General features: G+C 59.3%; 15 protein-coding genes. 4 read left to right on the plus strand and 11 right to left on the minus strand.

What is annotated here, in order from left to right; genetic code table 11:
* Nucleotides 1-2 precede the first annotated feature (2 nt).
* The 4 genes from WCG50_RS01060 to WCG50_RS01075 form a co-directional block, all read right to left on the minus strand.
* Nucleotides 3-1,223, minus strand: coding sequence for a phospholipase A (locus tag WCG50_RS01060; protein WP_336897700.1), 1,221 nt, complete (start codon nucleotides 1,221-1,223; stop codon nucleotides 3-5).
* Nucleotides 1,157-1,600: a hypothetical protein gene (locus WCG50_RS01065; protein ID WP_336897701.1), complete on the minus strand. Its 444-nt coding sequence runs from the start codon at nucleotides 1,598-1,600 to the stop codon at nucleotides 1,157-1,159. The genes WCG50_RS01060 and WCG50_RS01065 overlap by 67 nt, the downstream gene beginning before the upstream one ends.
* Nucleotides 1,597-3,744, minus strand: a complete 2,148-nt coding sequence (locus tag WCG50_RS01070; RefSeq protein ID WP_336897702.1) for a UvrD-helicase domain-containing protein — start codon at nucleotides 3,742-3,744, stop codon at nucleotides 1,597-1,599. Before WCG50_RS01070 ends, WCG50_RS01065 begins: the two co-directional genes overlap by 4 nt.
* 66 nt (nucleotides 3,745-3,810) lie before the next feature.
* Entirely contained in the window at nucleotides 3,811-5,190 is a 1,380-nt protein-coding gene (locus WCG50_RS01075) for a diguanylate cyclase (RefSeq protein ID WP_336897703.1), read from the minus strand.
* Between the two features lie 201 nt (nucleotides 5,191-5,391).
* On the opposite strand from WCG50_RS01075, the gene WCG50_RS01080 reads away from it, so the two are divergent.
* Complete coding sequence (locus WCG50_RS01080) at nucleotides 5,392-6,357, plus strand: AEC family transporter (protein WP_336897704.1); 966 nt, start codon at nucleotides 5,392-5,394, stop codon at nucleotides 6,355-6,357.
* 2 nt (nucleotides 6,358-6,359) lie between these two features.
* On the opposite strand, the gene hpaR is transcribed toward WCG50_RS01080, so the two are convergent.
* The gene (gene hpaR, locus WCG50_RS01085) at nucleotides 6,360-6,827 is read right to left on the minus strand and encodes a homoprotocatechuate degradation operon regulator HpaR (protein WP_336897705.1); all 468 of its coding nucleotides are present in this window, start codon (nucleotides 6,825-6,827) and stop codon (nucleotides 6,360-6,362) included.
* A 103-nt stretch (nucleotides 6,828-6,930) separates the two neighbouring features.
* On the opposite strand from hpaR, the gene WCG50_RS01090 reads away from it, so the two are divergent.
* The 3 genes from WCG50_RS01090 to WCG50_RS01100 all read left to right on the plus strand — a co-directional run bounded on the left by WCG50_RS01090 (nucleotide 6,931) and on the right by WCG50_RS01100 (nucleotide 11,297).
* Nucleotides 6,931-7,872, plus strand: a complete 942-nt coding sequence (locus WCG50_RS01090; RefSeq protein ID WP_336897706.1) for a bestrophin family protein — start codon at nucleotides 6,931-6,933, stop codon at nucleotides 7,870-7,872.
* A 12-nt stretch (nucleotides 7,873-7,884) separates the two neighbouring features.
* Nucleotides 7,885-9,438 (plus strand): acetyl-CoA hydrolase/transferase family protein, encoded by a 1,554-nt coding sequence (locus WCG50_RS01095; RefSeq protein WP_336897707.1) that lies wholly within the window; start codon nucleotides 7,885-7,887, stop codon nucleotides 9,436-9,438.
* A 206-nt stretch (nucleotides 9,439-9,644) separates the two neighbouring features.
* Complete coding sequence (locus WCG50_RS01100) at nucleotides 9,645-11,297, plus strand: methyl-accepting chemotaxis protein (RefSeq protein WP_336897708.1); 1,653 nt, start codon at nucleotides 9,645-9,647, stop codon at nucleotides 11,295-11,297.
* Here WCG50_RS01100 and priA read toward each other — a convergent pair.
* From priA to WCG50_RS01130, 6 genes are all read right to left on the minus strand, one after another.
* Nucleotides 11,294-13,432 carry a primosomal protein N' gene (gene priA, locus WCG50_RS01105; RefSeq protein WP_336897709.1) on the minus strand — a complete coding sequence of 713 codons (2,139 nt, stop codon included), beginning with the start codon at nucleotides 13,430-13,432 and terminating at the stop codon, nucleotides 11,294-11,296. The genes WCG50_RS01100 and priA overlap by 4 nt on opposite strands.
* A gap of 352 nt (nucleotides 13,433-13,784) precedes the next feature.
* Entirely contained in the window at nucleotides 13,785-14,894 is a 1,110-nt protein-coding gene (gene hemE, locus WCG50_RS01110; protein WP_336897710.1) for a uroporphyrinogen decarboxylase, read from the minus strand.
* 101 nt (nucleotides 14,895-14,995) lie between these two features.
* Complete coding sequence (locus WCG50_RS01115; protein WP_336897711.1) at nucleotides 14,996-16,162, minus strand: cytochrome b/b6 domain-containing protein; 1,167 nt, start codon at nucleotides 16,160-16,162, stop codon at nucleotides 14,996-14,998.
* 27 nt (nucleotides 16,163-16,189) lie between these two features.
* Nucleotides 16,190-16,672: a diheme cytochrome c gene (locus WCG50_RS01120; protein WP_336897712.1), complete on the minus strand. Its 483-nt coding sequence runs from the start codon at nucleotides 16,670-16,672 to the stop codon at nucleotides 16,190-16,192.
* A gap of 9 nt (nucleotides 16,673-16,681) precedes the next feature.
* Nucleotides 16,682-17,089, minus strand: a complete 408-nt coding sequence (locus WCG50_RS01125; protein WP_336897713.1) for a DUF1924 domain-containing protein — start codon at nucleotides 17,087-17,089, stop codon at nucleotides 16,682-16,684.
* 138 nt (nucleotides 17,090-17,227) lie between these two features.
* On the minus strand, nucleotides 17,228-17,584 hold a 357-nt coding region (locus WCG50_RS01130), incomplete at its 5' end, for a CoA-binding protein (protein ID WP_336897714.1).

Below are 17,584 nucleotides of genomic sequence, written 5' to 3' on the forward strand. Positions count from 1 at the left end.
GTTTACCAATCCGCCAGGCTCAATCCGATGCTCAGCACGGTGCGACGGCGGTTGTAGTCCAGCAGCGAATCGCCATAGCCGGTGAACAACTGGGTGTGAAAGCGCAAGCCTCTGCGGCCACCCGGGATGCTGCTGTCGGCAATGTCGCGAAACCAATCCAGGCGCAGTGAGCCGTTGGTGTCGGCGCGCAAGGAGTGGCGCAGCGTCATGCTCAGCGTGTTGATGGGGTTGATGTCCCATAAACCGGTGACTTCGGCGCGGCCTATGTAGTCAGAGATGTTGGGGTTGTCGTCATCCGCGGGGTCTTCCTCCAGGCGCTTCCATACTTTGCCTAGCAAGCGAAACTGCTGACCTTTTTCCATGCCCGCCATCAGCACGACGCGGTTCCAGCTGCGCGACAGGGGCAGTGACTGGCCGTTGGACTGGTGCACCAGACTGACGCCGGTGTAGCGCAAGCGCCAGTCGCCCGGCAGGGCCGCATCGGTCGGGTAGATGTAGGTGATTTCGGGCTCGTGGTCGGTACTGCGAAACGGGCGCGACAGGTCGCCGTTGAACAACTGCCAATACGACTGCTGGCTGTAGCCAAACCAGAGCGAGTCGCGGGAGAGCATTTTGCTGTGGGTCAGCAAACCTTGGGCGATCTTGGTGCGCACCGACAACTGAATGCGGGTCTCGTTGGGGTTGTAGGGCTGGGGCGTGGCGGCCGTGTGGTCGGGCGCCTCCGACGAAGGTTGCGTGTTGGTGCTGTCAGACCCAATCCAGGACAGGCTGATGGGCCGGTAGCCGCGCAGGCCAAAGGTGCCACAGTCGCTGCCGGGTTCCAGCTCCCAAAAGCGCGATATTTCAGAGAACACCGAGTTGCGGCAGTTGTGCGCGGCGGGGGCTTCCATCGTGATGACCACCGGGGTCGCTGAGGCCACGGCCGGCGCTTCTGAAGCCGCCACACCGAGCGCGGGTTCGTTGCTGATCGAGGCGCTGGATTGCTGTGCCGCCCATTTGTCAAAACAGGCCAACCGGGCCTCGCTGTCACTGCTGAGGCTGGTGCAGTCTTGCCAGGCGGGCGCTGGGAATGTGGCCGTGGCTGGGGTCGCCAAGAGCGGGAGGCTGCCAACATTCTGGGCCAGCACCGGGCTGGCGCCCAGCGGCATGCCGAGGGCTATTGCCAGCCCGGCAACTTGCGCAAGATGAACGGTGCGTCGGTGGGGGTTAAAGCGTTGTTCCATGTTCCTCGAATCTCCTTGCCGCATGAATTCTCGACCACCGAGCCTAGCCAGGTGGCAGAAATGTGCTCGCCATCCAGTGATTCTTCCAGGGTCAGTTCGCCCTGGTCGACATCGCCGGCAAGCTGGGCCTTGACGCCGTCGCGGTTGACGGCACCGCTGACGCTGTCGGCCATTTCCGGGTGTTTTTCAAACAGCAGCGTGGCCCCACTTGGTTGGCCCACCACCTCGGCGTGCCACAGGCCGTAGAGGTGCAGCGGGCTGACATCGGTGGCCAGCGGGCAAACCGCTGGTACGACTGAATTTATGGCTAATTGGCCTCTAGCCCCCGTTGATAATGCGCAAGCAGCTATTATAAATGTAGCAATTTTGATTTTCATAGGGCAGTGCGGGCCTGAGCGGCGGCCGTCACTTCGGCCTTTTTGGCAAACTCGGCCCGCAGCGCCCTGAGCTTTTCACGCGGGTCTTCTTTGACGGTATTTTTGTCCAGCCCCATTTCGGCAATAAAACGGCTCGGCACGGCGGCCACCATCTCGCGGCCTTTTTTGCGTTTGCGCGTCCAGCTCACCGCCAGACTGCGCTGGGCGCGGGTGATACCCACGTACATCAGGCGGCGCTCTTCCTGCAAGTGGGTGGCGGTGGCCTCATTGGCCGCTTCGTGCGCGCGCTCGGAGCCGCCCAAACCGGCCGCGCCTTCGCCACTGTCTTTCAATTTAAACGGCAACATGCCCTCGGTCACGCCGACCAGCATCACATGCGGCCACTCCAGGCCCTTGGAGGCGTGCAGGGTCGAGAGCGTCACCACGTCCATGTCTTTTTCGCGCTCGCTGATGGTGGACAAGAGCGACACCGTTTGCGCCACTTCGAGCAGCGACTTGAGTTCCTGCGAGGTGCTGACGCCCGCCGTATCGTCGAGCTGACCGCCGCAGCGCGCCGACATCCAGTCGCAAAAATCCATCACATTGGACCAGCGGGCCGCAGCGACTTTTTCGCTGTCCTCGCCGTCGTACAAATGCTTCTCGTAGCCAATTTCTTTCAGCCACTCCAGCAAAAACTCTTTGGCCGACTCGGCCCCGATGGTGCGCCGGGCGCGAAACTCCAGGTCGTTCACGTAGCGGCCAAACTCGTGCAGGCTGCCCACCGCCTTGGTGCTCAACATGCTGCCCAGCGAGGACGAGAACAAGGCTTCAAACAGACTCACCTTGTATTTGCTGGCAAAAATGCCCAGCTGCGCCAAGGTCTGGTGGCCAATGCCGCGCTTGGGTGTGGTCACGGCGCGCAAAAAGGCCGGGTCATCGTTGTTGTTGATCCACAGCCGAAACCAGCCACACAAATCCTTGATCTCGGCCCGGTCAAAAAAGCTGGTGCCACCGGAGACCTTGTACGGAATCGCCGCCCGGCGCAAGGCTTTCTCGAAGGTTTTGGCCTGGTGGTTGGCCCGGTACAAAATCGCAAAGTGGCGAAACTCCTTGAACTGCGGCCCACCGTGCGGCAACCCACTGGCGCGCAGGCTCTGGATGCGCGCCACCGTGCGCTCGGCTTCGTGCTCTTCGCTGTCAGCATCGACCACCCGCACCGGTTCGCCTTCGCCCAGATCGCTCCACAGGTTCTTGGGAAATAGCTTGGGGTTGGGGCCGATCACGTTGTTGGCCGCACGCAGGATGGCGGACGTTGACCGGTAGTTTTGCTCCAGCTTGATAACTTTGAGCGTCGGAAAATCAACCGGCAGCTTCTTTAAATTGTCCAGCGTGGCGCCGCGCCAGCCATAAATCGACTGGTCGTCGTCGCCCACGGCGGTAAAGCGCGCACTGCTGGCCGGGTTGCCGCCTACCAACAGCTTCAAAACTTCGTATTGCGTGGCATTGGTGTCCTGGTATTCATCGACCAGCACATGGCCCATTTGCTGCTGCCACTTGTGGCGCACTTCTTCGTGGTCGCGCAGCAGCTTGAGCGGCAGGGTGATCAGGTCGTCAAAGTCCACGCTTTGGTAGGCGCTGAGGCGCTCCTCGTAGTGGCCCATCACGCGGGCGATGATGCGTTCGTTGTCGTCTTTGGCCAACACCGCAGCCTGTTCCGAGTTCAGCCCCTGGCCTTTCCAGCCGCTGATGGTCCATTGCCATTGCCGAGCCGTGGCCACGTCGACCGAGCCGCCCGCGTCTTTCAGGATGCTGGTGATGTCGTCGGTGTCCAGAATCGAAAAATTGGGTTTGAGGCCCAGCACTGCGCCGTCTTGCCGCAACATGCGCACGCCCAAGGCGTGAAAAGTGCAGATCACCGCGTCGCGGGCCGAGCGGCCAATCAGCTCTTTGGCGCGCTCGCGCATCTCACTGGCGGCCTTGTTGGTGAAGGTGATGGCGGCAATGCGGTTGGCGGGCATGCCGGCCTGAATCAGGCGGCCAATTTTGTGCGTGATGACCCGCGTTTTGCCGGAGCCCGCGCCCGCCAGCACCAGGCACGGCCCGTGCATGAAGTTGACGGCTTCTTGTTGGGCCAGATTCAGACCGTTCGAGGGGGATGATGACATTCGATAACTTTGGGCGAAGCCGCGAATGATACAGAGGGCGCTGGTTTTACCACCGCAGCCAGCCATTTAATTCCGAGAGTAAGCCTCTAGGTGGGGACTTTGTGCGGTCTTGTACGTGGACACCCTGTCGCGTCCATCTTCTTTGGCGATATACATCGCTTCATCGGCATTTTTCATCAACTCGCCGATTTCTTTGCCATGTTCCGGGTAATTGGCGAGGCCAAAGCTGGCAGAGATCATGAGTGAATGGCCATTGATCAGATAAGGTTCGCGGAGCGCCAGGCGAACCTTTTCGGCGACGGTCAAAGCATCTTCCGCGCCTTGGGTGTTGTTCACCAAAATCACAAATTCATCGCCGCCGATGCGGGCGACCGTATCCGATTCACGGATAGCCTGGCAAATACGGAGGGCGACTTCTTTGAGCAGCAGGTCGCCGACCGCATGGCCAAAATTGTCGTTGACCGGTTTGAACTTGTCGAGGTCAATAAATACCAGTGCAAATTGCTGCAATGTCCGACGGGCCGTGCTGATGGCTTTTTCAGTTAACTTGGATAAGAGTGCTCTATTAGGCAATCCCGTCAGTACATCGTGCAACGCCATGTGCAATATCCGCTCTTCGGCCTCGTATCTCTCCGTGATGTCGCGTGATACAACAACAAAACGCGCCAAGGTGTCGTCGTTGCTATGGACTTTTGACAATGATAGTTCGAACCATTTGGGTCTGTTGTCGACCAGAAGATTGATTCGCTTGCCATAGCAAGAGCCAGTCAGGTCAGCCTCTTCAATCGCCTCCATGCAAATGGAAGCCGCTTCAGTCGGGAGCATTTCGCTCACGGTGCGGCCAAGCAGCACCTCCTGTTGATGGGCGAGCAGCGTTTCATCCTGGGCCCAAATGCTCAGGTAGGTGCCCTGGCGATCAACTTCAAACAAAAGATCGGGAATGGCTTTGATCAAGGCCTCCAGCTTCTGGCGTTTCGCTTCATACTGCTTACGCAGGCTTTCACGCTCCAACAGGTTACGGATTCGCTGTGTGGTGATGGCAATTTTGAAGGGTTTGTGAACATAGTCCACAGCGCCCAATGCCAGTCCCTTGACTTCACTCACCGGGTCCACTTCACCCGTGACAAAGATGATGGGTATATCTTGAAGCTCGGAATGGGCCTTCAGTCTGCGGCAAGTCTCAAAGCCATCGATCTCCGGCATCCTCACGTCCAGCAGAATCAAGTCAGGCGGGGAGGCCTCTGCCATGGCCAATCCCTCCATGCCGGAGGAAGCAAGCTGGATGTCGAACTCGGTACCCAATGCTTTTGAAAAAAGCACTTGATTGAAATGCGCATCGTCAATGACAAGGATTCTTGACCGTTTTTTCATCATGGATTCGACCAGAGGGAGCGGCTTTATTTTGAATAAGGTGGTTGTACAGCAGAAATTATCGTCAATAAACAATATTAATTGACAGTAATTAAAAATTTAGAGTCAAGCATGCCTTATTTAAGCTCGAATTAATATCCCCCATTTGGGGGAGTTGGCGGTTTTAGATATCCGGGTACCCCGATGCCGCGTCAACAGCCCTTGAGTTTTATCGGTTTCAATGTTGCAGATTTGCAACTCGGCTGCTTTCGGTCAGGGCACACGACAATGTCCCGCGTGCTGAAAATATTTTTGATCACTTTCCCCTTTTTCGCCTTGGTGCTGTGCGGCTACGTGGCCGCACGTCGGCGCCTGCTGTCCCTCGACGCGATTCCGGGGCTGAACAGTTTTGTGTTGTTTTTCGCCCTGCCGTGCATGCTGTACCGCTTTGGCTCCACCACGCCGGTGGCGCAGTTGTTCGATGGCGGTGTGTTTTTAATCTGGCTGCTGTGTGCCGGCGTGATCGTGGCCTTGACGGTGGCGGTCAGCATGAATCACCGTATTCGCTGGAACGACGCGTCGTTTGGCGCACTGGTGGCGGCTTTTCCCAATACCGGTTACATGGGTGTTCCGCTGCTGGTGGCCTTGCTGGGCCCGGCGGCGGCGGGCCCCACCATCTTGACCATGGCGGTGGACATGCTCTTCACCACGTCGCTGTGCATCGCCCTTTCGCGGCTGGATGGCGTGGATGAGCACGGCTTTGCCCACGCCGCCGAGAAAGCGCTTAAGGGGATGTTGTTCAACCCGATGCCCTGGTCCATCTTGCTGGGTGGGGTCGCGTCGGCGTTCGCTTTTACCTTGCCCAAACCCGTGATGCAGACGGTGGGCCTGCTGGCTGATGCCGCCTCGCCGGTGGCGCTGTTCACCATTGGTGCCGTGCTGGCGCGATCGCAAATGCTGGCGGCGGCCCACAACCATCCCCCGATTCCCCTGCGCGATTACGTGCCGGTGGCGGCCATCAAACTGGTGGTGCATCCGTTGCTGGTGCTGGGGGTGGGGTCGGCGGCGGTGGCGCTGGGCCTGCCTTTGAGCCCCTTTGCACTGACCGTCATGGTGCTGGCGGCGGCGTTGCCGAGTGCCAGCAATGTGTCCTTGCTGGCCGAGCGCTTTGGGGCTGACAACGGGCGCATTGCCCGCATTATTCTGGTGTCCACGGCGGCGGCGTTTTTTACCTTTTCACTTGCCGTCTCGTTGCTGCCCTGACGCTAGACCCGCTTGGGCGGGAGTTCTACCGGTGCCACCGGCAGACTTTGTGCGGCAATGAAGGTCTCCAGCGCGTTGAATAATTCGTCTACCTTGTCTTTGCCCAGCGCGTCTTCAATCTGCTGGTATTGCTGGTCAATCAGCGGCGCCATCTCACTCACCAATTGGTCGCCTTTGGGCGACAACCTGACCACCACCCGGCGCTGGTCCCCTTCCATGCGGCTACGCTGAATCAGCGCCAACTCTTCCATGCGCGCCAACACGCCGGTCATGCTGGCGCTGTGAATCTGGCACAGGTGGCAAATTTCACGCGGCTCCAGGCTCTCACGCTCGTCCAGAGCACGCAGGATGCGCCACTGCTGATCGGTCAGCCCAAAGTGGTTCAGGATGGGGCGAAAGTGCGACATCAGGCACTCGCGGGCTTTCAAAAATCTCTGGGGCAGGTTGCGGTACGTGATCCGTGGCTTCAAAGGTTGCTCCAGGGGGTAGGTTGACTCACTAATATATTAGTGATTAAACTACTAAGATGTTAGTAAATAATTCTGAAAATAGATTCCCATCAGGGGACTGGGCGTGATTGTCAGAGACCGGCCCTCCGGTTTCAAGATGTTTCTGCTGCTGCGCGGGTCCATCCTGCCGCGGATTTTGCCATCCTTGCTCGCCACGACGCTGATTGCCACCTTCGTCACCATGACCCATGGCGACCTGTTTTCAGTCAAGATCACGCTGACCACGATTCCCTTCACCCTGATTGGTTTGCCGCTGGCCATCTTTCTTGGTTTTCGAAACAGCACGGCCTACGACCGTTATTGGGAGGGTCGAAAGCTCTGGGGTGAACTGGTTCACCGGAGCCGGAGTTTGACGCGGCAATGCCTGAGTCTGATCACCAGCGCCGAGCCTGTCAAAGCCAGTCTGGGCCTGTCGGATGTTCGGGTGCGCATTGTTTACCGCACCATTGCCTACAACCATGCCTTGCGGCTTCAGTTGCGTGGCGAACCGATGGAGACCGAACTCCAGAGCTTGCTCGTGGCCTCTGAATGGCAGCAAATGCAAAAAGCATCCAACAAGCCGGATTTCTTGATGCGGAAAATGGGTGAGGACCTGGGCGCTTGCCTGCACGCGAGGCGGATTGACCCCTGTCTGCTCGCCGCCATCGACACCACCTTGTCGGCCATGACCGGGGCCGCCGGCGGGTGCGAACGCATCAAAAGTACCCCGATCCCCTTCTCTTACACGCTGTTGCTGCACCGCACCGCGTATCTGTATTGCTTCCTGCTGCCGTTCGGGCTGGTCGACACCATTGGCTTCATGACGCCGTTTGTGGTCGCCATCGTGGCGTACACCTTTTTTGGTCTGGATGCCCTGGGCGATGAGATTGAAGAGCCCTTTGGCAATGACGCCAACGACCTGCCTTTGACGGCCATTTGCCGCACCATCGAAATCAATCTGCGCGAATCGCTGGACGATGACCAGATCCCCGAGCCGCTGACACCGGTCAATTTTTGTTTGACATAAGAGGTAAAGAAAATGCACGACGACCTTCAAGACCGTATCCGCCTGCCCGCCTTGCGCGAGCTGGTGACCAGCGCCGACAACGCCGCCCAGTGGATCAAGGATGGCATGACGATTGGCATGAGCGGCTTTACCCGCGCCGGTGACGCCAAGGTGGTGCCGATGGCATTGGCAGAGCGCGCGCGCAGCGAAAAACTCAAAATCACGCTGATGACCGGCGCCTCGCTCGGCAGCGACGTTGACCGCACCCTGACCGAAGCCGGCGTGCTGGCGCGGCGCATTCCGTTTCAGGCCGACCCGGTGCTGCGCGGCGCCATCAACCGCGGCGAGGTCATGTATGTGGACCAGCATTTGTCCGAGACGGTGGAGTTGCTGCGCACCCAGCAGATCGCCCCGATCGACATTGCCATCATTGAGGCCGTGGCCATCACCGCCACCGGTGCCATCATCCCGACCACCTCGGTCGGCAACAGCGCCAGTTTTGCGATTCTGGCGAAAAAGGTGATTGTGGAGATCAACCTGACGCAGTCGCTGGAGCTCGAAGGCTTGCACGACATTTTCATCCCCAAGCACCGCCCCCGCCGCGAACCGATGCCGCTGATGACGCCGCAAGACCGGATTGGCACCACCGCCATCGAGATTTCGCCTGACAAGATTGTGGCCATCGTCATTACTGAGAAGCTCGACAGCGCCTCCACCATCCTGCCCGCGGATGCAGACACCGCTGCCATCGCCGCGCATCTGGTAGATTTTTTCAAACAAGAAGTGGCGGCGGGCCGCCTCAGCAACAGCCTGCTGCCGATGCAGGCCGGCATTGGCACCATCGCCAATGCGGTGATGGAGGGTTTTATCAACAGCCCGTTTGAGCACCTGACGCAGTACTCCGAGGTGCTGCAGGACTCGACCTTTGACTTGTTCGACGCCGGCAAGCTGGACTTTGCCTCGGGCTCGTCCATCACCTTGTCGTCCAAGAAAAGCGCCGAAGTGTTTGGCAATATCGGCAAGTACAAAGACCGTTTGGTGCTGCGCCCGCAAGAAGTCAGCAACCACCCTGAAATCATCCGGCGGCTGGGCATCATCGCCATCAACACCGCGCTGGAGGCCGATATTTACGGCAACGTCAACTCCACCCATGTGCTGGGCACGCACATGATGAACGGCATTGGCGGCTCGGGCGACTTTGCGCGCAACGCCTATTTGTCGGTGTTTGCCACCAAGTCGATTGCCAAGGGCGGCAAGATTTCGAGCATCGTGCCGATGGTCTCGCATGTGGACCACACCGAGCACGACGTCGACATCATCGTGACTGAGGTCGGGTTGGCGGATTTGCGCGGCCTGGCACCGCGTGAACGGGCCGAGGTCATTATCGAAAAATGTGTGGCCGAGCCCTTCCGCCACATGCTGCACGACTACGTGGCCCGCGCCCAGCAACGCGGTGGCCACACGCCGCATATTCTGGAAGAGGCGCTGTCGTGGCACAGCCGTTACCGCGATACCGGGTCGATGCTGATGAGCCCGGTCACGCCCGATATTGGCTCCTACGAAAAAAGCGTTTCACTCTCTATTTAATAGCTACTCCCGCAGGTACTACGGGGGCTAGAGGCTGATTTGTTATAAATTTTTGAGTGCTTCGTGGTCAGGGATGCCGGTTTTCACAGGTTGGAATTTGACAAAATTCAACAATATTTGTTGGTATAGTTCTTGGCTAGCTGGCCTTCGTTGGAACTTTGGCCAATAAAAAATAACTTCTCCCCCTGACCCTGGAAGAAAAATATATGCGCAACAACCAGCCCGTCCACGACCACGAATATGTGCTCAGTGAGAGCCAATCGCCCATCTCTCGCACCGACGTCAACAGCAACATCACCTTTGTCAACGCTGACTTTTGCGAGGCCAGCGGTTTCACCGAAGAAGAGTTGATCGGGCAACCGCACAACATGGTGCGCCACCCTGATATGCCGCCCGAGGCGTTTGCCGATATGTGGCGTTACCTCAAGGCGGGACGGTCCTGGACCGGCATGGTCAAAAACCGGCGCAAAGATGGCGGCTACTACTGGGTCATGGCGAATGCCTCTCCGATGTGGGAGCGCGGCGTGGTGGTGGGCTTCGCCTCGGTGCGCATGAAGCCTTCACAAGAGCAGATCAGGCAGGCCGATGCCGCTTACAGCAAAATTCGCGCAGGTAACTCGGGGCTGCGCATTGTGCGCGGGCAAGTGATGCGCTCGGGGCTGATCGGTGCGTGGGACAAGTTGACCAGCCTGGGTATTTCGGGTCGCGTGAATCTGATGGTGGGTGTAATGATTCTGGCCATGCTGGGTATGGGTCTGGCGGGCATCGTGGGCATGCGCTCGGCCAATCAGCAGGTGGCGGCCCTGTACCGCGTAGCGGCCCAGGATGTCAACGCCAAACTTGCGATGCAGGCGTCAGAGGCCCACTACCAGATGCTGCTCACCTGCATGTTGGCGGCGATGCTCACTGGCGTGGCACTGGCCCTGTACATGGGCTGGCGCTTGCGCTTGAGCACCGTGGCCCCGCTGAACGAAGCGGTGGCTATTTCCAAACAAATTGCCGTGGGTGCACTCAACAACACCATCACGCCCAAAGGTTCTGATGAAGCAGGCCAGTTGATGGCTGCACTCTTTGCCATGCAGCGCAGTCTGTCGTCGCTGGCGCAAGGCGTCATGACCAGCGCCTACCACATTGACATGGAAGCGCTGCAGATTGCGCGGGGCAATGAGTCGCTGGCGGCCCGCACCGAGGAACAGGCCACCGCCGTGCAGGAGGCCGCTTCCAACATGGAGGAGATATCCACCACCGTTAAGCAAAATATCGACAACGCCAAAGCCGCCAATGCACTGGTGCAGGAGGCGGGGGACATTGCCAACCGGGCGGGTATGGCCATGAGCCAGGTGGTCGGCACCATGGACTCCATCGCCAGCAGTTCCAAAAAAATAACGGACATCATCAGCGTGATTGATGGCATTGCGTTTCAGACCAACATTCTGGCCCTTAACGCAGCCGTGGAAGCGGCCCGCGCAGGCGAGCAGGGACGCGGTTTTGCCGTGGTGGCCAGCGAGGTTCGAAGCCTGGCCAAGCGCAGTGCCGATGCGGCCAAGGAGATCAAGACGCTGATCGAAGACTCGGTGCATCAGGTCGAAGGCGGCTTGGTTCAGGTCAGCGGCGCGCGTGAAACGCTGGAGGCGACCATCAACTCGGTCCAGCATGTGGGCACGCTGATGGCAGAAATATTGCATTCGTCCGATGAGCAAGGTATTGCCATTCACCGGGTCGCGCAACTGGTGGTGCAGATTGATGAAGCCACCCAGCAAAACGTGCCGATTGCCGAGGCCGCTGCCCATGCCTCACTTGTTCTGGCTGATCATGGCAAAGCGCTGGAGCGCAGCGCGATGGTGTTTCGTCTGGCTTAAATAGCCAGCGGGTCTACATCCACCACCCAGCGGATCAGACCCTTGCCTTCGGGCTGTTGCCGGGTGGCGTGCAGCACCGTTTGCCAGGCGCTTAAAAAGTGCTGCAGCGCGGCCCGTGACGGGCTCTCAATCAGCATCTGGGCCCGTTCCACATTGGCCACGCGCTGCATGCTCATGGGCACGGCAGGGTACAGGGTGATGTGTTGTGCGTAGTGCCCGGCATCAGGCAGGCTGGCGGCACCAGCACTGGCCGCGGTTAAAAACGACTGCGCCACCTCTTGCGTGCGCGCCTCGGCCCGCACCAGCGCCTGAAAACTGAAGGGGGGCATGGCGGCTTGCTCGCGTTCCTGGAGTTGCTGCGCGGCAAAGGCCGGGTAGTCGTGGCGTTTCAGGGCCTCAAACAGCGGGTGTGCGGGGTGAAAAGTCTGCACCCACATCTCGCTCTGGCCACTGATGCCGGCATCGCGCCCGGCGCGGCCCGCCGCTTGCATCAGCAAACTGAACAAGCGCTCCGGCGCCCGAAAGTCGCTGGAGAACAGTGCGTTGTCGGGTGCCACCGCTGCCACCAGCGTGATGCGCCTGAAGTCGTGACCCTTGGCAATCATCTGCGTGCCGACCAGCACATCGACCTCGCCGGCATGCACGCGTGCCAGTTGTGACTCCAGCTCGCCCTTGAGCTTGGTGGTGTCGGCGTCAATGCGGGCAATGCGCACCGGCTCACCTTCGGGCCATTGCTCACTCACGGAGTTGGGGCGTCGAACGTGCGCCAGCAACTCGGCCAGGTGTTCTTCAAGCCGCTCGGTGCCGCGACCCATCGGCGCGATGTCGGGGTTGCCGCAGGCGGGGCAGGCGCGGGGCACGCGCTCGGCAAAGCCGCAGTGGTGGCAGCGCAACGTGCGGTCAATTTTGTGAAACACCCGGAATGCGCTGCAGTGGGGGCACTCGCTTTTCCAGTCGCAGTCTCCGCAGTGCAGCACCGGCGAGTAGCCGCGCCGGTTCAAAAACACCATGCTTTGCTCGCCGCGACCGATGCGTTCCTCGATGGCTTTGAGCAGCGGCGGGGCAAATACGCATTTCTTGGGCTGGTGGTTCATGTCCACCCGGCGCACCAGTGGCAGGGCGGCGTTGTCGCCCACGCGGCTCGGCATCTCCAATCGCACATAGCGACCCCCCTCGGCGGCTGGCCGACTGTGGTGCCAGCTTTCCAGCGAGGGCGTGGCGGAACCTAGCAACACCTTGGCGCCCTCAAGCCGGCCCCGGTAAATCGCCAGATCACGGGCCGAGTAACGGGCGCCTTCCTGCTGCTTGTAGCTGGGGTCGTGCTCTTCGTCGACGATGATGAGCTTGAGATTCGGTAGCGAGGCAAACACCGCCATGCGGGTGCCCAGCACAATGCGCGCCGTGCCGTTGTGGGCGGCCAACCAGCTTTTCAGGCGCTGCGCTGGCGTCATGCCGCTGTGCATCGAGACCACGGCAATCTCGCCATACAGCGGGCCGAAGCGGGCCATGAAACGTGCTTCCAGCTGCGGCGTCAGGTTGATCTCGGGCACCATCACCATCGCCTGCGCCGTTGGGTCACGGGCCAGCATGTGTTGCACGCTGTGCAAATAGACCTCGGTCTTGCCGCTGCCGGTGGCGCCAAACAGCAGGAAAGGCCCGGCTTCAGCCTCAAATCGAGCGATAGCCCCCGTCTGCTCTGCGGTGAGCGCTACTGTAGTGATAGCGTCTGAGGTGTCCGTTGGCGCTGACTCTGCCACTTTGGCGTGTTTCTTGAGTTTGCGCGCCAGTTGCAAGGTGTTGATGTCGCGTAACTGGGGTGGCAAGGCGGCCAGTGCCACTTCGCCCAGCGAGCGCTGGTAATAGCGGGCTGCAAAGCTGACCAGCTGGCGCCAGGCCGGGCTCAGGGGTGCAATGCCGTCCAGCGTGGCTGTGATCGGACGCAGTTTTTCAGGGTTGAGCGTGGCGCTGGGGAACGCATCAGCGCGATCCCACACCACGCCCAGCAGATCGCGCTTGCCGAGTGGCACACGCACCAAGGTGCCGGCCGGAAGTGCCTGCTCACTCAAATAAGTCAGAGGGCCGGCCACCTGACTATGGACCGGCGTATGCACCAAAACCGGGATCTGGCTACTCATGCAAAACCCCGAGTTGGCAAGCCTATTTGAAGTGAACTTGCGAAAACCGCCTTAAGTGCTTGATTCATAAACGATTTGGCAGGCATCCAAGTTTTCTGTGGATAACTTTGTTGATAGATTGCCTTTGTGGCCTTCAAACCCACGTATTTCAAGGGTTTCATTGAAATGCCCACAAAAAAGGCAATTTTAAAAATCGTTATAAATCAATGACTTACGATTGCTATTTGTTTTATAGCGAAATCTTCAAGGGGGCAATGGGTCGGTGAGGTACATCAAGGTTTTTGTGCATAAGTCTCAGCGCGACCCCTAAATAACCCCTCAAAAGATGCTAGGGGTTTTTATGTCAGAACAATTACATGCGCATCTTGCGCGAATGCTCATGCACTGCTTTGACCAATACCGCGACATTCTCGGGCGGGGTGTGCTGGCTGATGCCATGGCCCAGATTAAAGATGTGCGTCGGGCCTGTGCCGCTGCCGGTGTGGGGTGTGCCAAAGCTGTTGAGCACCTTGACCACTTCAGCTTCGATCTGCGACGGGTTGGCAAACAACACGTTGGGGTCGATGTTGCCTTGCAGTGCCTTGGTTTCGCCGACCAGCGCGCGCGCCTTGGCCAGATTGACGGTCCAGTCCAGACCCAGCACATCGCAGTCGAGCTTGCCCATTTCCTTGAGCCACATGCCGCCACCCTTGGTGAAGACGATGCTAGGAATGCGCACGCCGTTGTGTTCTTTTTTCAGTTGCGACAGCACGCGCTCGGTGTAGGCCATGCTGAATTCCTGGAATGCGCCATCGGCCAGCACACCGCCCCAGCTGTCAAAAATCATCGCTGCTTGTGCGCCGGCTTCAATTTGGGTGTTGAGGTACAGGGCCACCGCGTCGGCGTTGATCTGCAGCATCTTGTGCATCAGGTCAGGGCGGCTGTACATCATGGTTTTGACCTGGCGGTAGTCGTCGGAGCCCGCGCCTTCCACCATGTAGCAAGCCAGCGTCCAGGGGCTGCCCGAGAAACCGATCAAAGGCACGCGGCCATTGAGCGCTTTGCGGATCGAGGTGACGGCGTCAAACACGTACCGCAGCTTGTTCATGTCGGGCACAGCCAGCTTGGCGACGGCCGCTTCGTCACGCACGTTGTGCGCAAACTTGGGGCCTTCGCCCAAGGCAAACGACAAGCCCAGGCCCATCGCGTCAGGGATGGTCAGGATGTCGCTGAACAAAATGGCGGCGTCCAACGGGTAGCGCTCCAGCGGCTGCAGCGTGACTTCGGTCGCGTAGTCGGTGTTGGTGGCCAGGCCCATGAAGCTGCCCGCTTGCGCGCGGGTGGCGCGGTATTCCGGTAAATAGCGGCCAGCCTGGCGCATCAGCCAGACCGGGGTGTGGTCCGTGGACTGGCGCAGGCAAGCGCGGATGAAAGTGTCGTTTTGCAGTGGCGCGTAGGCGCTGGTAGTGGCGGATGTGTTCATGGGCTAATTGTCGCAGCATCAGGCGGGTCAATGAAATCAAGGCCAGCCAAAAATAGAATGGATAAAGGGGCGCGGCGGTGATGCTGATTCGAAGTAACGATTTAAGGTTTAGCTTTGGCCGCTGCTTGGCTCTTGGGCATTTGCATGGCCGCATCTTCAAACGTGCCAGCATCAGCGTCCAGATGGCAGGCGGCGCAATTGGCTTTGCTCTTGACGAGCGGCTGTTTCCATTCAGCCGCCGTGATCTCGCTGTGTTTTCTGACCCAGTACGGTGTCTCGGTGATGCGCAGCGGTGATTCACCTGGTTTGAGGGAAGCCCCAATCTTGAAAGCGGGTTCGGTTAGTTTCAGGTCGGCGGAGTTGGCGGTCATGAACGCCAGCAAGGCAGCGCTGGTCGGTGCATCAAAGCCAAGGTCGGCACCGAAGTGTTGTGCCTGCTCATTCATGAGGCGCGTCCACGAGCGCGCGGGCAAGAGGGACGGGTGAAACGCGAGGTGGCAGCTGCCGCACTCGTCGCGCCATTGGGCGTTGTCGGCCAGTTTGGGGCCGACGAAAGCCACCTCAGGTGTTCGGGCCACGCTCTCGGCTTGCCCCATTTTCTTCTCAACGGGCGCCTGCAAGGCATAGGAAAACCACCAGCCTGCAAACAAAACGCCCAGCACCAGCATCACCCCGGCGACACCGGCGCGAGGCTTTGTGGTGGGCGTTGCGGCATCGGCCAGCTTGGTGCCGGTCACCATCGAGCGTGCGAGGTTTTCCTTGTGCAGATAACTTTCAATCACGACACCGGCGATGTGTCCGAACACGATCAGCAGCATCAAGGTGGCCGCGAGTTCATGCAGTTGTTTGGCCACTCGACCCTGAGCCATGCTCAGCAGGCCGGACACCACGCCGTGTTGTTCTTCTCCGCCGATCGTGAAGTAACCGGTGACGCCAACCACCACAGTCAATATGAGCAGCAAATAGATTGCCAGGCTGCCTGCCGGGTTATGGCCCACATGGCGGGCGGCTTTGCCGGCGAGGATCTCGCGGAAATAGTTATAGGCGGCTTTGGGTCCGTACCAAAACGAACTGAAGCGGGCGTAGGGCGAACCCACCACGCCCCACAGCACCCGAAAGCCTACCAGCCCCAGCATCAGGTAACCCAGAAACACATGAACCGCCAGCCAGGGATCCAATTCACTGGTGAGCCAAGCCGCGGCAAAGCTCAAAGCCAGGGTCCAGTGAAACAGGCGGGTCGGAATGTCCCAGATCAGGGTGCGTTGCATGGGCGGGACTCTCAGGTGTTGGATGTCTTACTTGGGGATCTTGATGCTGTGTTCGTCAAAGTTGCCTTTGTCGGCACCGGCGTGGCAGGCCATGCAGTTGGACGCGCTCTTGATTGAGGCACGTTTCCAGACGGCCGGTGCAATCTCGCGTTCGTTGTGTTTGGACTTGAACCAGGCCGACTCGGTGATGCGCAACGGCGACGTGGTAGCGGTCCAGCGGTTGGAGGCGTTTTTCACCAAAAAGTCGGTGATTTCGGTGACTTCAGCCGGTGTCAGAGAGGCATCGACGCCAAAGTGCTTTTCCAGCCCGGTCATCATCTTGCGCCACGAGGCCGCAGGCAACAAGCCGGGGGGGAAGGCCATGTGGCAACCGGCGCATTCCTGTTGAAACTTGGCGTTGACCTGGGCCGGTTGCACCGGCTTGCCCCGGTCTTCGCCGTCATATTTGGCTTGGGCGCTGAGGGACACCACGGCCAGCAAGGTGACCAGAATCGTTGAAATAATTTTCATGACAAGGCCTTATTTGACCGACAGCACGTAGGCCATGAAGTCACCTTTTTCCTGGGCGGTGCAGGCGCGGGCCAGCACGTCATTGCAGTTGCGCTTGAACCACTTTTCGACGTTGGCGGCATCCGTGAAGCGCTTGGCGTTGGCGGCAGGGGCCAGCGGCAAGATGTCTTTGTTGGTCTTGGCGTGCTTGCCCGCATTCATCGGGGAGTCGGTGTGGCATGACGCGCATGAGAATTCGGCGCCTTTGGTGCTGTAGAGCTTTTGCCCGGCCGCCACGGAGAAATCCTTGAAGGCTGGGTTGTCTAATTTGGCTTGGGCGCGGTAGCTTTCCTGGATCGGATTCGCGGCACTCGCGCACAGGGGCAGCGCCAGCATCAAGCAGGCCAACAAGTTTGTTTTGTTCAGTGAGAGTTTCAAGGTGAGCTCCTTTGTGTGTGTAAAAAGTGCCATTTGCATGAAGAGTGTGTCATGGCGCCGCATTCGACTTGACGAAGCCCGGAACTTTAAATGAGGAAAATTAAGCCAAACTTAAAGCCGGTTTGGGCCGACTGCCCGTTACGCGTTGGCGGCGTGCTCTATCAGCAGGCATTTATTTTGCACGGTGTGCAGACCGGCGGCCTGGGCAAGCGCTATGGCCGCGTCATTTTTAATGCCCAGTTGTAACCAGACTGCTGGCGCGCCGATGGCGATGGCGTCTGCCACCACGGGCGGCACGTCCTCGGCATTGCGAAACACATCAACCAGTTCGATTTTCTCGTGCTGCGCGGCCTCAAGCAGCGTGGCGTAGACTTTTTCGCCCAGGATCGGCGTGCCACTGGCCGCTGCCACCGGGTTGATGGGAATGATGCGCCAGCCGTTCTTCTGCATGTAGTGCGACACCTCGAAACTGGCCCGGTGCGGTTTGGGCGACAA

The sequence above is a fragment of the Rhodoferax sp. genome (assembly GCF_037143375.1).
Taxonomy (GTDB): Bacteria; Pseudomonadota; Gammaproteobacteria; order Burkholderiales; family Burkholderiaceae_C; genus Rhodoferax.